Genomic DNA, 15,297 nt, shown 5'->3' on the forward strand with positions numbered 1-15,297 from the left:
TACCGAAATATTCCTAGCTTAATCGTCTGAAAATTGGTGTATTTCTTAATTTAATAACCTGATCGCTGCCGATGATAATTTTCTTGATTTTTTTCAAGATAAGCACCAACCACATCCTCAAATGTAAAACCGAGATTATACGCTAGTAATCCATAGTATTGCCAAATAGCTAAATAACGCTCCTCTGTAGGTTGATGAATAAATGCTAAAATAACACTTTGTGTTTCTAAAAAAGTAGCCGTTAAATCCTTCATCTCTTCTACAAAAGGCCACATGTCAATCGATGTATAGCCCTTTAATAAGCCAAGAGATAAGATAAAATGAATCGAATCCACATATTCTTCTAGAATGACCTCACGTGCTGATGGTCCCTTTGTGCTCCAAAATTTAAAGCAACGCGTTTCATTAGCAAGCTCAGCTAGCTCCACTAGTAAGGCTAAGCCCTTTTCCTGAAACACATCTTGCTGAATATTTTGTGTTTGCTCGATAAAATCATCAAGCTCTTTTTGCATAGTAAACAATTGTTGTAAATTCATTTTTTTCTCCTAAATTTCTAAAAAATATTTTATAAAAAGTGAAACTATTTGACCCTTCTAATCGTATAGGAAAGAATAACCTTTCTTCAAGGGGGAAATTTAAACATGTTGCCGTTACTAATTCGACTTGCTGTAATAGCGCTTATTATCTATGTATTTTACAAAGCGATTCGTTATATAACCGATCCTAAACGCAAACTTGATGAAGCCTATGAAAAAGGCCAGTATTATTTCTATGATGACGTTAAAAATGTCCGAAAAAATTTCTTTATTTCCTATAAGGGTGCTCTTTTTGAAGGGGAAAAATACCTAGGCACAACAGAGGATGCATTTGAGGTTGTAACCATTTTCGTCGGCGCGCGCGATGCTGCAACATTACAAGGCTTCAGCAAAAGCGACTTTGAATATTTACAGCAAGAAATATTATTGAACTATCCAAGCGCTAAAATCAATTGGAAGCAGCCTATTGAACAGCTTATGCGAAACACATCCCCATCATGAGGATGTGTTTTAATTATTCTCATTTATGTCCAGAGCTGCACAATGATAAAAATTTGTATGGCTGCAAGTAGGGGAAAACCAAATGCAAAACGATTATGACGTGTTTTGTGGCGGAATAAATACATACCCAATACACCCCCAGCTGCCCCTCCTGCTATGGCTAGTGTAAATAATGTACGCTCTGCTATACGCCATTCATGATTCCTTGCTCGTGATTTATCCATCCCCATTAAAATGAGCAATACAATTGATACAATGCTTATATAAGCTAATAATGCTTGTCCCATTTCTTACTCCTTTAAAACCGTGATACTATTAATCTAACACAAAAAAGACTGATGGAAAAACCCATCAGTCTTTTTATTGCACTTATGATATTTCACACCTGTCGCTAAGCTTTCGGTGCAGAAATGATAGTGAATGTTGTCAGCTATTATTTAGCTACTGCTTTTTTAGCAGCGTCTGCTAATTGAGTGAATGCTGCAGCATCAGTTACTGCAAGGTCAGCTAACATTTTACGGTTAACTTCAATACCAGCAACTTTTAAACCGTGCATTAAACGGCTATAAGAAAGACCGTTCATACGAGCAGCTGCGTTGATACGAGTGATCCATAATTTACGGAAATCACGTTTTTTCTGACGACGGTCACGGTATGCATATTGACCTGATTTCATTACGGCTTGGTTAGCAACTTTGTATAATGTATGTTTTGAACCATAGTAACCTTTAGCTAATTTCAATACTTTTTTACGACGTTTGCGCGTCACTGTTCCGCCTTTTACGCGTGGCATATGAATTACCTCCTGCTTTTCATTAAAAAATGAATGTTAGTATTTTTTTGTAGTCAATTATTTCATGTAAACAAGTAAAGATTTGATGCGTTTGAAGTCACCAGATGATACGATGTTCGCTTTACGTAGGTGACGTTTTTGTTTCGTAGATTTGTTTGCGAATAAGTGGCTTCCATAAGCACGGTCGTATTTTAATTTACCTGAACCCGTTTTTTTGAAACGTTTCGCAGCTCCACGGTGAGTTTTCATTTTTGGCATGTCGAATTCCTCCTAAACTGTTCGTCTAATATTATTTCTCGTTCTTTGGTTGAAGAACTAAGAACATGCTTCGGCCTTCCATCTTCGGTTTTTGTTCTACCGTTGATACTTCAGCACAAGCTTCAGCAAAACGATCTAACACACGTTGACCAATCTCTTTGTGTGTGATCGCACGACCTTTGAAACGTAGGCTACATTTTACTTTATCGCCTTTTTCAAGGAATTTAATCGCATTACGTAACTTCGTTTGGAAATCATGCTCATCGATTGTTGGGCTCAAACGAACCTCTTTCATTACGATGACCTTTTGATTTTTACGAATTTCACGGTCTTTCTTTTGCTGTTCAAACTTAAATTTACCATAGTCCATGATACGAGCGACTGGCGGCTTGGCTTGAGGGGCCACAAGGACAAGATCCAAGTTTACACGAGCGGCGATTTCTAGCGCTTCATTACGTGTCTTTACACCAAGCTGGTCACCATTGTGATCGATTAATCGAAGTTCACGTGCGCGAATGCCTTCGTTTACATACATGTCTTTGCTAATAGTAATCCACCTCCAAGTAGTTGTCGCGAATACATGGTTTGGGCAAAGCCTTGCCCGGTTGAACGGTACATCCTCTCGTCATGTCCATAAAAAAAGGACGGACATTTTTGAAGATGTCCGCCCGCTATATGTGCATGCGCAAGTCTACGCAAAACAATTCAACGTGTCATACCTGTTCACAGCCTTTAAAGCGTTGTATCAGGTGAGAAGCGGGCAGCCTCTACTTCAACCACAAACTTTGTATTCATTAACCTTAATTATATTAGCATGTATATGATAAGCTGTCAAATATTTATTTTCTTATCAGTGCTAACATAACCAAAATGAAGCTATTCTATACAAATGCAAGATTTATTTTATACAGAAACCCTCACTTTGGCAAGCGAGGGTTTCTAGTTAAAGCTTATTTTGTAATTTCTGTTTTTATAGCTGCTAGGAAATCCTCAAAGCTAATTGTTTCGGAATCTTTCGAGCCATAACGTCGAACATTTACGCCATTTGCCTCAACCTCTTTATCCCCGATAACAAGCATATAAGGAATCTTTTTCATTTGTGCCTCACGGATTTTATAGCCTAATTTCTCTTCACGATCATCCATTTCCACACGTAAACCAGCCGCTGTAAGTTGCTCTTCAATTTGCTTTGCATAGTCGAAGTGAGCTTCATTCGATACTGGAATAACTTCAACTTGTACCGGTGCTAACCAAGTTGGGAATGCTCCTTTGTATTCTTCAATTAAGAAGGCAACAAAACGTTCCATTGTTGATACAACACCACGGTGGATAACAACTGGACGATGAGGCTTACCATCTTCCCCAACATAAGTTAGGTCGAAGCGTTCTGGTAATAAGAAATCTAATTGAACTGTAGATAAAGTCTCTTCTTTACCAATCGCTGTTTTTACTTGAACGTCAAGTTTAGGACCATAGAATGCAGCCTCACCTTCCGCTTCAAAGTAGTCTAAGCCAAGTTCATCCATTGCTTCTTTTAGCATACTTTGTGCTTTTTCCCACATTGCATCATCATCGAAGTATTTCTCAGTATCTGCTGGGTCGCGATAAGATAAACGGAATGAGTAATCATTAAGGTCGAAATCTTTATAAACCTCTAAAATTAACTGTACTACTTTTTGGAATTCCGCTTTAATTTGATCTGGGCGAACAAAAATATGGGCATCATTTAATGTCATCCCACGAACACGTTGTAAGCCTGAAACAGCCCCTGACATTTCGTAACGGTGCATAGTGCCAAGCTCTGCAATACGCAATGGTAGGTTACGATATGAATGCATGCTGTTTTTGTACACCATCATATGGTGAGGGCAGTTCATTGGACGCATAATTAATGTTTCATTATCCATTTCCATTGGTGGGAAAATTGAATCTTGATAATGATCCCAGTGACCAGAAGTTTGATAAAGCTCTTTAGAACCTAATACTGGTGTATAAACGTGCTTATAGCCAAGTGATAATTCTTTATCGACAATATAACGTTCAATAACACGACGAATTGTTGCACCATTTGGTAACCAAAGTGGTAAACCTTGGCCAACCTTTTGGGAAGTTGTAAACAGTTCTAATTCTTTTCCGATTTTACGGTGATCACGTTCTTTTGCTTCTTCTAGCATTTGAAGGTGGTGTTTTAATTCCTCTTTTTTGAAGAACGCTGTACCATAAATACGTTGTAACATTTTGTTATCAGAGTTCCCTCTCCAGTAAGCACCCGCTAATGATAAAAGCTTGAATTCACGAAGTTTACCCGTAGATGGTACGTGGATACCACGGCAAAGATCAAAAAACTCGCCTTGATAATAAATAGATACTTGCTCATCTGCAGGAATGGCTTCAAGTAATTCTAATTTATACTCATCGCCAACTTCTTCATAAAGGGCTTGTGCTTCTGCACGGCTTACATTTTTGCGTTCTACCTCAAGGTTTTCAGCAATAATTTTCTTCATTTCTTTTTCAATGGCTGGTAGGTCTTCAGCAGTGATTGGTGTTGGTGAGTCGATATCATAGTAGAAACCACCTTCAATTACTGGACCAATCCCAAGCTTTACATCTGGGAATAGACGTTTAATAGCTTGCGCTGTTAAATGGGCAGTTGAGTGACGTAAAATTTCAAGTGCTGCCTCATCATCTTGTGTAATGATTGCAATTGTTGCATCCTCTTCAATTGGTGTTTTTAAATCCACTAACACACCATTAATTTTACCTGCATACGCTTTTTTCCGTAAGCCAGGGCTAATAGATAATGCTACGTCATCAGTTGATGTGCCTTTTGCAAATTCCTTTACAGCGCCATCTGGGAAAGTTAATTTAATCATTTCTGACATATCCTTTGCACTCCTTTGTTTTTGATAAATACATAATGCTTGATGATTGGCTGGAGCAATGTTTGTGTGACTCTACGGCTTGGTTTGAGCGGAGTCATTGCTTTTTTAAGCATTTCTCTGTTCAATCGGAGCGGCATCTTCATGTTTCTGAGCGGTTTCTTACTCTCTATGAGCGAATTTACCACTTTCGCGAGCGACTTATCTCCCTATATGAGCGGATCCACCACTATTTCAATGAAATCTGAGAAAAATAAAAAAAGCTCCGTCCCTCACAAAAGGGACGAAGCGTATGCTCGTGGTTCCACCCTTCTTCCTTCCGACTTACATAAAGTCAGACGAAGCTCAAGGCTAGCTAACGGGCTAGGGACCGGCGAAAGATTATCCCTTTCGCTGCTCAGTAGGTAGTAAATAATGTGCCCATACTAGGAAGTTTTCAGCCGATGACTTCCCTCTCTTAAAGCTGATACACAAAATTCATGTCCTCATCAATGCATATTGATATTAAGTATATGAGTCAGTATACGCTCGATTGTCGAAAAATGCAACTATCAATGTTACATCCGACGATTTTTACCCCGCATTTCGATCGGCACTGTTAGGGCTTTAATTCGCTCCATAATTCGTCCCGCTTTGACAACCTCAATATCACCTTTTTGTGACTGTGCTAAGTGATGCTCTAATTCTTCATAGTTAAAATTAGACGTAATAAAAGTTGGCAATTGCTCTGCCATACGATAATGGAAAATAGTCCCCAAAATTTCATCACGTGTCCAGGCAGTCATCGTCTCCGCGCCTAAATCATCTAGCATTAAGACAGGTGCTTTTTTAATATAATCAATTTTCTCATTCAATGTATTATCGCCAATAGCATTTTTCATTTCTCGTAAAAACTCTGGAACGAAAACTACTACAGAGCGGATTTTAATAGATGCTAATTCATTGGCCAATGCACCAAGTACAAAGGATTTCCCTACACCAAATTTACCATATAGGTAAAAACCTTTTGCAGGTAATTGACCAGTTTCTTTTGTTAATTTAACAAATTGAGCTGCTTTTTGTGCAATCGCCACACGTGATTCATCATCAATACTTAAATCATGAATTGTTGCTTGTAGCACATCTTTTGGCATATGCATACTTGCAATCATATTCGCAACATCTCGGCGTTCTTCTTCCCTGATCTTTTGCTCACAGCGCACATAGTCCATTTCAATAGAGTTCCGAACAACCCTTAATGTCGGGAGGAACCCTTTTAAATAGTTTGTACAATGTTCTGTATTATCACACCCACAGCACTCAGTAGATTGACTAATAAATTCATGTAGTTTAGGTAAATTTCGCTCAACATTGTCATAGTTTAATTCATCTGCATGCTGTGCTAAAAATTCCTGCACATGTGGGTGCTCTAAAATTTCACGTCGCATGGCTTCATAGCGTTCTTGAAACGAGGGTACATTAATTGCTCGCTTTAGTGGTCCATTTATAGGTTCGATTACTGCTCACCTTCTTTACTATTCGCTTTTTCCTAGCATCTCTAATATTTTTTGTCGCTCTTTTTCAAAATCTATAGTACTAGTGGTAGATTCCTCTTGATTTTCATTTCGTTTATAGAACCATTCAGGCACTTTTTCTTCACGTTGATATCTTGAACGTCCCTTTGACTGTTGACTCGTTTTATTGGGAGTTTGCGGCTTGTTTTTCCAAGCTGTATATTTATCATGCTCTTGGCGTGCAAGTTCCATTGCTTCCTTAGCAGTCTGGACATTTTTACGTACCCAATGATCAGCAATCGTTTCCACATATTTTTTAGGGAGCTTCATATCTGTTGTTAGCATAACGTATTCTAACAATGCATTAACCACTCCAATTGGCATGCCATGTTGAACGATTAAATTTTCTGCAAGCTGGACAGAGGTTTGTAATGGTTCTTTACCATTATTTATATCTCTTAAAACTTGGACAGGTGCCGTTGTTTCTAAATAGTGTTGAAGCTCCTGATCCTTGGTTTTTTGTCCAGCTTCTGCTACTGGTAAAGGATCAGTGACACGCGCAAGTTTTGGCGGCTCCTTGGATACGGTTAATTTATAAAAATCAGCAGCAGCCTTTCGTAAACGTTCCTGAGAAATTCCTAGATCATCATCTAAAGCAAGTATTACTACTTTTTGCATATCAAGGGCTGTTAAATGATATAAAAATGCCAATTTGGCTATAGCTTCACGCACTTCAAATGTCAACAAATTGGAAGGTACCAATTGCTCAGACAAACCAGCTTGCAATAAATCAAAATCGAATTGCTCCAAATAAAAAGGATATACTTTTTGCTGTTTATCCTTATGACTCGTATCCACTTGTAAATCTGATGGAATATTGGCATGAACAGGCTTATAGACATCAATAAAAGCACGAGATACATCCTTAAACGCCGTGTCCTTTACAGGTGACATAAAGCGCTGACGTAAGTTGCGATAAGCCTGCTCTCCAATTTTACTAAACAAAAACATCGACAGTAGCGGGTCTTTCATAAAGCTATCTGCATCTAATGGGCGCTGTAGCTCATATAAAAAACTACGCTCACCAGCATTTTCTTTTTTCCATGTACGCAGCAAACCAATAGCTTCTAATGCAATACGAGCCTCAAACACTTTACCAATTGGTAGCCCTAGCACATTCATTAAATAATAATGTGTCATTTGCTGCTTTGGCATTTGCTCTGCTTCTGCCCATAATGTTAAATAGAGGCTAATTGGCTCTGATCCCGTTAATGGTTGATAAAATAATGTAACTAATTGACGCTCTTGCGTAGAAAATGCATGAGGTAGACGAATGTCGAAAGGATCGCCAGGCTGCAATTCCTTATATAAATGAATCAACGTCATTCATCCTCTCTTTTTGCTATGATTTCTTCTCCGTTTGACGTTGAATAATGTCCTTTATTTCCTCAATAAAGACATTGATATCTTTAAACTGACGGTAGACCGACGCAAAACGCACATAGGCAACCTCATCAATTTTGGCTAAGCGGTCCATGACCATTTCGCCAACATCTTCTGAGCGTACTTCCGAATTTCCAATACGACGAAGATCTTTTTCAATGGACAAAACAAGTTCCTCCAGCACATCAAGTGCCACTGGACGTTTTTCACAAGCACGAATAAGCCCACGAAGTACCTTCTCACGGCTAAACTCTTCTCGTGAACCTTCCTTTTTCACAACGACTAATGGCGTCTCTTCAATTTTTTCAAACGTTGTAAAACGGAAGCCACATGACTCACATTCACGACGTCTACGAATTTCTTTATTATCATCTACTGGCCTCGAATCCACAACACGCGTTCCGTTAAATTGGCAAGATGGACATCTCATATAATTACTCTCCTGGTTTACAACAATTTAATATATCTATTATAACAAATTTCCTACATGTAAGAAAAGTGCATTCACGTTTGTGAGCTCATGATAAATCTAAAGCACCTGAAGAATAAGGAAAGCTATTGCAAAAAAGAGCACATTGAAACCTTTTCGATTTCAATGTGCTCTCTATAGAAATTATTATGCGTTTACTGTTTCTAAAGCATTTGCCACTTTTTTCACAAGGTCAACAACACGTGCAGAGTAGCCCCACTCGTTATCATACCAAGCAAGTACTTTTACTTTGCGATTACCTAACACCATTGTAGAAAGTCCATCAACTGTTGAAGAATAAGTTGTTGTATTGTAATCAGCAGATACTAATGGTTCTACAGAGAAATTAAGAATACCCTTCATTGGACCTTCAGTTGCTGCTTTTACAAATGCAGCATTGACAGCATCAACTGTTACATCTGTATTTAAATCTACTACAAGGTCAACTAAAGATACGTTTGGTGTTGGAACACGAAGAGCCATACCATGAATTTTACCTTCTAATTCAGGTAAAACTAATTTTAATGCTTTTGCTGCACCTGTAGATGTTGGGATAATGGATTGGGCGCATCCGCGTGCACGTCGTAAATCTTTATGCGGATTGTCTAAGTTCTTTTGGTCATTTGTATAAGCATGAACTGTTGTCATTAAGCCATTCTCAATACCAAATGTGTCATTCAATACTTTTGCTACTGGCGCTAAGCAGTTTGTAGTACAAGAAGCATTTGAAATAACATCATGTTTAGCAATATCCAATTTGTCATCATTTACACCTAAAACAATTGTTACATCCTCGTTTTTACCTGGTGCTGTTAAGATTACCTTTTTCGCGCCAGCTTCTAAGTGCATGGCTGCTTTATCACGTTCATTAAATTTTCCTGTAGCTTCAATCACGATATCTACACCCATTGTAGACCAAGGTAATTTTAATGGATCACGTTCACTAATAATTTGAACACGTTTACCATTTACAACTAAAGCATCGCCTGCTGGTTCTACCGTACCTTCAAAAGTTCCGTGATTTGTGTCATACTTAATCAAATGTGCTAACGTTTCTGCAGGATAGCTTGCGTTAATCGCAACAATGTTTAAATCTTGTTGTACGATAGCCTGGCGGAAAACCATACGTCCGATACGCCCGAAACCATTAATAGCAATTGATACTGTCATTTATAATATCCTCCTGTGAGTACATACTCAGATTAATTAATTATATACTTTATGGTGATTAGTATAACACAATTTTAAAAAAGATGAACATTATATATTGAGAATATAAAAGTTCTTATTTTCTGAAAAATTATTCTTTATTATGGCGTTTCACCATAAAAAAATGCGCAGCAAGGTCGGCTTGCTACGCATCATAAAAGAACTCATTAAATAACATCCCAATAATGTAGGATTTTTTTTAATTGTTCTTCTGTACTTTCTATATTTTCATTATTATAAATGACCGCATGTGCTCCTTTTTCTTTGACAGACATCGGCAGTTGAGAGTGCATACGTGCCAATGCATCTTCTTTAGATAAATTATTTCGTTCCATTAAACGTCGAAGCTGAACTTCTTCACTGACCGATACCACAATGATACGTTCCACAAAATGTTGAAGCTTACTTTCGAATAACAACGGGATGTCCATCACAACATGCTCATGTCCTGCTTCTAAATAGGCATCACGCTGACGTAACATTTCTTTTCTGATTGCTGGATGCATGATATCATTTAACGTTTTGCGTTTGGCAGGCTCATGGAATATGATATCTCCCAGCATTGTTCGATTCAAATTGCCATCCTCAAGCAAAATAGCTTGTCCGAAGCTTTCAGCAATCAATGCTAATGTCTCTGTTCCAGGTTCTACGACATCTCGTGCTACAACATCTGCATCAACAATCGGTAAACCCAGTTCGCTCATCATTTTAGCTACTGTACTTTTTCCACTTGCAATACTTCCTGTAAGTCCGATAATCATTGCTAAATCCCCTTTAATGTTGACAATTTGGGCAAAAGACAGAGGTACGCCCTCCAATTGTCATTTGACTTGTTGCCATTTCACATGCTGGACAAACCTTTTTCCCATACATTTTTAATCGATTCTGCATACTCCCGGCTTCTCCATTAATATTCCGATAATCAGAAATAGTCGAACCTCCCGCTTCAATGCTTTGACGTAGGACAGCAACAATCTCCTCAAATAATGCCCGCTTCCGCTTTTCACTAATGCGGTTCATTTTGCGTGCAGGGTGAATTTTCTGAGCAAACAATGCCTCCGTTGCATAGATATTGCCACAGCCCGAAATGACTTGCCCATCCATAATTACTTCTTTTACAGCTTTATTTTCATATTTCGGTAGCTTAGATTTTGTTATAAAAAAATCACATGCACGTTCATCAAATGGCTCTGGTGCCATTTTGGTCAATGGCGCATGATCTTCAATTTTTGTCAGAAAACGAAGTTCACCGAAACGGCGAATATCTGAATAGATCAAGCATCCCCCATCTGCCATTTCAAATGTCGCATGGATATGCTTTTGAAATTTCGCCTCATTAATTTCTTCGGGTGAATTCACAACAAACCAAGCACCTGTCATCCCTAAGTGACTGACAAGAACATATGGAGCATCATCCTTCAGCAAATGAAAGAAAATATATTTTGCTCTTCGTTCAATTTTGGTAATGGTCATCTGGGACAAAGTACTTTCAAAAGTATCTGGCTCTGCTTGTTTAACAATACATTGTTTCCCCTCACTAAAAGAGAAATGTACTCGTTCAGACAGCTGTACCTGATGAATGGTACGTCCTTCAACCTTTGGCTTCAATGCCTGGACGACACCTTCTACCTCTGGTAATTCAGGCATTTGAACCCCTCCTTATTTTGCCTCGTACCAAGTTGAGCCATGGTTAAAATCTACTTTAAGCGGTACAGCAAGCTCAATAGCGTTTTCCATGACTTCTGGTACAATCTTTTCTAGTAAGGCAATCTCTTCCTTTGGTGCCTCAAAGATTAGCTCATCATGCACTTGAAGTAGCAGTTTTGCCTGCATCTTTTCTTTTTTCAATCGAGCATCCATATCAATCATTGCCTTTTTAATGATATCCGCTGCACTACCCTGAATTGGCGTATTCATTGCTGTACGCTCAGCAAAGCTTCTTAAATTAAAGTTAGAGCTTGTAATATCCGGTAAATAACGGCGTCTATTTAATATCGTTGTCACATAACCATTAAATTTCGCATTTTGTACAATATCATCCATATACTGTTTTACGCCAGGGAAACTTGCGAAATATTTTTCAATAAAATTGGCCGCTTCCTTACGTGTAATATCTAAGTTTTGTGAAAGTCCATAATCACTAATACCGTAGACTATTCCAAAGTTAACAGCTTTCGCTGCACGACGCATATTACTATCAACCTCATCTTCCGACACATGGAATACATCCATAGCTGTACGTGTATGAACGTCCATTCCTTCTCGGAAAGCCTCAACAAGGTTTTTATCTTCTGACATATGTGCAAGAACTCGTAATTCAATTTGCGAATAGTCAGCAGAAAATAGGATCCAATCCTCTTTTGAGGGTACAAAGGCTTGACGAATTTTGCGGCCCTCCTCTAAACGGATCGGGATGTTTTGCAAATTGGGATCTGTTGAGCTTAGACGCCCAGTCGCAGTTAAAGCTTGCTGGAAGCGTGTATGCACTTTGCTATCTGATTCATGAATCTCCTTTAATAAGCCCTCAATATATGTGGATTGTAATTTTCCAAGTTGACGATACAACAGAATATGCTCAATGATAGCATGCTCTGACTGTAATTTTTCTAGGACATCTGCAGCAGTTGAATAGCCTGTTTTAGTCTTTTTAATTACAGGTAACCCTAACTTATCGAATAAAATTACACCTAATTGTTTTGGTGAATTAATATTAAAGGTTTCTCCAGCTTCCGCATAAATTTCTTGCTCAATTACCACAAGCTTATCATTAAGCTCTTGCCCCATTTTCTCTAACGTAGCACGGTTAACCGTAATCCCTTCGCTTTCCATTTCAGCTAAAATTCCTGCCAATGGTAGCTCTAGGTTTTTATAAAGATCGAATTGTTCATTTTCCTTTAATAATGCTTCCAGCTTCGGCTGTAATGACCATACTGCAAAAGCTTTACGACTAACATGCTGTGCAAGTTGATCTAAGTCAGGTATTGCACGCTTGGCACCTTTTCCATAAACCGCCTCATCTGCTTGGACATCATAGTAGCCTAATTCCCTTGCAAGTGTGGCAATATCATCGCCACTTAATGCTGGATTATTAATATAAGAAGCAAGTAGCAAATCAAAGTCAACACCAGCTAATTGAATCCCTGCTCGCTTCAATGATGCTTGAGCGGCCTTGGAATCGGACATATATTTTATTTTTGTGGCATCTTCTAGCCAACGACGGAGAGGATCTGACTTTGCTGCTTTATCAAATGGAATATATTGCGTCTTTACGCCATCTGATAAGGCAATTCCCAGCTGCTGACAAGTATGATAGTGCTCGTTTTCAAGCTCTACATGCACAGCCATCACATCTTGTAAGTCCTCAGGCTGAATTTCCTGAACAAGGTCATAGTCGAAAGGTGCCTGCTCTTCTTCATGCACTATAAAGTCACTTTTATCAAGCAGCGATTTGAAGCCAAGCTCACGCCACACACTGATTAATTCATCTTCTTTTGGCCCATTATACGCAAGATCATCCAGTGAAATCGTGATTGGAGCATCCGTATAAATCGTTGCCAGCTTCTTACTCATGATGGCCTGCTCCTCATTAGCTACTAGCTTTTCCTTCATTTTAGAAGCCTTCAATGTATCCATCGCTTCATAAAGCGCTTCAACAGAGCCATGCTCTTTTAATAATTTTACAGCCGTTTTTTCCCCGACGCCTGGTACACCAGGAATATTATCGGAGGAATCTCCCATCAAGCCTTTCATATCAATAATTTGGAGCGGCGTTAACCCATATTTTTCTGCAATAAAGGCTGGTGTATTTTTCTCTATTTCGGTAATACCTTTTTTCGTTATATAAACGGTTACTTGCTCTGTCGCCAATTGTGTTAAATCACGGTCTCCAGAAACGATGATGACATCCATATCCTGTGTTGAAGCCTCTTTAGCAAGCGTTCCAATAATATCATCGGCTTCATATAATTCCTGCTCATATTGCTTAATGCCATACGCATCAATGAGCTTTCGTAAATAAGGAAATTGCTCTGATAATTCTGGAGGTGTCTTTTGACGTCCTCCTTTATATTCTGTAAAGGTTTCATGGCGGAAAGTTGTTTTTCCAGCATCAAAAGCAACCAATATTTTAGTTGGCTGTTCTTCCTCTAATATTCTTTGTAGCATTGTTGTAAAGCCGTATACAGCATTAGTATGAATGCCACTATCATTCGTTAGCAATGGCAACGCAAAAAACGCGCGATACGCTAAACTATTACCGTCCAATAATAGTAATTTTTCCTTGGTCATGATTTTATCCTCCTGCGTTGTCTTCTCCTTCTACTTTAACATAACAATACATTTCAAGTAAAAAAAGCAGGCGTCCATTCACAAGGTTATCCGTTACTTTTAATGGTTTATCCACCACTTTTAAGGCTCTATCCGCCACTTTAGCATTCCTATCCATACAAAAAAGCCAACCGCGCGCACTGCGGTTGACTTGTTTAAAATATTCCAACATCCTTAACGCATATTCCCTATAATAGATGAACGACTATCCTGCATTTTTTTCGCAAAATTAGTCATTACATCAAAAGCCTCATTCCGTTTATTATTCATGCTTTGAAAACGGAGCATATCCATTTGCTGTGTATTCAAATCAACTAGCTGTTGATTTCGTTGTTGAACAACCTCTAGCTGATCCTTCAGTTGATTTTCTAACAGTTGTGCTCGCTGTGATTGAACTGCCTGTAATGCCGATTCTAAATCCATACCTTGAATATCAATTGGTTGAATTTGGCTATTAGCAGAGGATTGCCCTACCCCGCTAAATAATAATCCAACTGCTAAAGCACTTCCAAACACTACCTTCTTCATCCCGATTACCTCCTATTAAAATGAATCTTTGCTTATCATACATATTAAAGGTTAAAACAAGGTTAAAAAATATGATTTTTAATATAGTATGTAGCATATCTGCTTATCAAGTTTAGTCATTGACTATTCTCAATATCTTGACTGTACTACAGATTAAATAAGAGCAATACTGACAAATGTTAATAATTTACGTGTTAACAAGGCATAAGACGTATTCCATCACTTACTAAAAAGCAAAAACTTTCATTCGAGGACAAGGTCCCTGTGAATGAAAGTTCCTAATAGATGTTATTGATTTGAAGTACGATAAAAAACTTCTTCATATATGACCGTTAATATAAATGCATTCATAAAAGCAAATACAAGGAATAACGGCATGCCACCTAATTGTGGATGTGTTAGCTCTTGATTAAATACCATTACTGTACTAATTTGTGCCAAAAAGAAGATTAAGCCAATTCCAACTTGCCAAATAGGACGCTTGACCTTTCTTTTTTCATACCAAAATAATTTCTTAAAAAGGTTTCTTACATCATCTGCAATAATGATACTGATTAAAAAGATACAAACAAAAAATACTGGTATATGATAAACACTTTTCGTCACCCACGAAAAATCGGATAGACGGTAGAAAAGTGTTAATATCGAAGCTATACTACAAGCAATCCCTAAATTTTGGAGCCATTTGCTAATTTGTAATTTCAAAGCCCTTACCCCCAACTATTCTTTTTTAAACATTATCATTCTATCAAATTATAGTTGATTCGGGAATACAAACTTATAAATTTCTATTATTTTCATACTATAATAATTCGATTTCATGGATAGTTATAATTCTAGTGCAACAAAAAAGTCGTCTCCT

At 38.1% G+C, this 15,297-nt stretch carries 17 protein-coding genes and 1 other annotated feature; of the genes, 1 reads left to right on the plus strand and 16 read right to left on the minus strand.

Features of this window, described 5'->3' with window-relative positions:
* Window positions 1–50: 50 nt before the first annotated feature.
* Window positions 51–536: a dUTP diphosphatase gene (locus tag MHB39_RS16725; protein ID WP_016994856.1), complete on the minus strand. Its 486-nt coding sequence runs from the start codon at window positions 534–536 to the stop codon at window positions 51–53.
* A 105-nt stretch (window positions 537–641) separates the two neighbouring features.
* On the opposite strand from MHB39_RS16725, the gene MHB39_RS16730 reads away from it, so the two are divergent.
* Window positions 642–1,037, plus strand: a complete 396-nt coding sequence (locus tag MHB39_RS16730; RefSeq protein WP_004226335.1) for a hypothetical protein — start codon at window positions 642–644, stop codon at window positions 1,035–1,037.
* A gap of 23 nt (window positions 1,038–1,060) precedes the next feature.
* Here MHB39_RS16730 and MHB39_RS16735 read toward each other — a convergent pair whose 3' ends face one another.
* The 15 genes from MHB39_RS16735 to MHB39_RS16805 form a co-directional block, all read right to left on the minus strand.
* Window positions 1,061–1,324 (minus strand): DUF1294 domain-containing protein, encoded by a 264-nt coding sequence (locus MHB39_RS16735; protein WP_342544621.1) that lies wholly within the window; start codon window positions 1,322–1,324, stop codon window positions 1,061–1,063.
* A gap of 146 nt (window positions 1,325–1,470) precedes the next feature.
* Window positions 1,471–1,830, minus strand: coding sequence for a 50S ribosomal protein L20 (rplT, locus tag MHB39_RS16740; RefSeq protein WP_004226314.1), 360 nt, complete (start codon window positions 1,828–1,830; stop codon window positions 1,471–1,473).
* Between the two features lie 57 nt (window positions 1,831–1,887).
* Window positions 1,888–2,088: a 50S ribosomal protein L35 gene (gene rpmI, locus MHB39_RS16745; RefSeq protein WP_004226312.1), complete on the minus strand. Its 201-nt coding sequence runs from the start codon at window positions 2,086–2,088 to the stop codon at window positions 1,888–1,890.
* A 31-nt stretch (window positions 2,089–2,119) separates the two neighbouring features.
* Window positions 2,120–2,623, minus strand: a complete 504-nt coding sequence (gene infC, locus MHB39_RS16750) for a translation initiation factor IF-3 (RefSeq protein ID WP_016994853.1) — start codon at window positions 2,621–2,623, stop codon at window positions 2,120–2,122.
* 95 nt (window positions 2,624–2,718) lie between these two features.
* Window positions 2,719–2,867: a sequence feature (ribosomal protein L20 leader region), on the minus strand.
* A gap of 171 nt (window positions 2,868–3,038) precedes the next feature.
* Window positions 3,039–4,970, minus strand: coding sequence for a threonine--tRNA ligase (thrS, locus tag MHB39_RS16755; protein WP_319839472.1), 1,932 nt, complete (start codon window positions 4,968–4,970; stop codon window positions 3,039–3,041).
* A 554-nt stretch (window positions 4,971–5,524) separates the two neighbouring features.
* Complete coding sequence (gene dnaI / locus MHB39_RS16760) at window positions 5,525–6,454, minus strand: primosomal protein DnaI (RefSeq protein ID WP_258859410.1); 930 nt, start codon at window positions 6,452–6,454, stop codon at window positions 5,525–5,527.
* Between the two features lie 27 nt (window positions 6,455–6,481).
* The gene (locus MHB39_RS16765) at window positions 6,482–7,846 is read right to left on the minus strand and encodes a DnaD domain protein (protein WP_036078322.1); all 1,365 of its coding nucleotides are present in this window, start codon (window positions 7,844–7,846) and stop codon (window positions 6,482–6,484) included.
* A 16-nt stretch (window positions 7,847–7,862) separates the two neighbouring features.
* Window positions 7,863–8,333 (minus strand): transcriptional regulator NrdR, encoded by a 471-nt coding sequence (gene nrdR, locus MHB39_RS16770; RefSeq protein WP_004226277.1) that lies wholly within the window; start codon window positions 8,331–8,333, stop codon window positions 7,863–7,865.
* Between the two features lie 186 nt (window positions 8,334–8,519).
* Window positions 8,520–9,542, minus strand: a complete 1,023-nt coding sequence (locus MHB39_RS16775) for a glyceraldehyde-3-phosphate dehydrogenase (RefSeq protein ID WP_016993198.1) — start codon at window positions 9,540–9,542, stop codon at window positions 8,520–8,522.
* Window positions 9,543–9,748: 206 nt separating this feature from the next.
* Window positions 9,749–10,342, minus strand: a complete 594-nt coding sequence (gene coaE, locus MHB39_RS16780; protein WP_036078324.1) for a dephospho-CoA kinase — start codon at window positions 10,340–10,342, stop codon at window positions 9,749–9,751.
* A 13-nt stretch (window positions 10,343–10,355) separates the two neighbouring features.
* Window positions 10,356–11,228 carry a bifunctional DNA-formamidopyrimidine glycosylase/DNA-(apurinic or apyrimidinic site) lyase gene (gene mutM / locus MHB39_RS16785; protein ID WP_342544628.1) on the minus strand — a complete coding sequence of 291 codons (873 nt, stop codon included), beginning with the start codon at window positions 11,226–11,228 and terminating at the stop codon, window positions 10,356–10,358.
* Between the two features lie 12 nt (window positions 11,229–11,240).
* Window positions 11,241–13,868, minus strand: a complete 2,628-nt coding sequence (gene polA, locus MHB39_RS16790) for a DNA polymerase I (protein WP_342544629.1) — start codon at window positions 13,866–13,868, stop codon at window positions 11,241–11,243.
* A 4-nt stretch (window positions 13,869–13,872) separates the two neighbouring features.
* Complete coding sequence (locus MHB39_RS16795; protein WP_342544631.1) at window positions 13,873–14,079, minus strand: hypothetical protein; 207 nt, start codon at window positions 14,077–14,079, stop codon at window positions 13,873–13,875.
* Between the two features lie 2 nt (window positions 14,080–14,081).
* A complete protein-coding gene (locus MHB39_RS16800) occupies window positions 14,082–14,435 on the minus strand; it encodes a hypothetical protein (protein ID WP_342544632.1) in 354 nt (117 codons plus the stop codon).
* A 288-nt stretch (window positions 14,436–14,723) separates the two neighbouring features.
* On the minus strand, window positions 14,724–15,140 hold the full coding sequence (locus MHB39_RS16805) for a DNA polymerase I (RefSeq protein ID WP_342544634.1): 417 nt from the start codon (window positions 15,138–15,140) through the stop codon (window positions 14,724–14,726).
* Window positions 15,141–15,297: the final 157 nt, after the last annotated feature.

This window comes from Lysinibacillus sp. FSL K6-4013, assembly GCF_038630435.1.
Lineage (GTDB): Bacteria > Bacillota > Bacilli > Bacillales_A > Planococcaceae > Lysinibacillus > Lysinibacillus boronitolerans.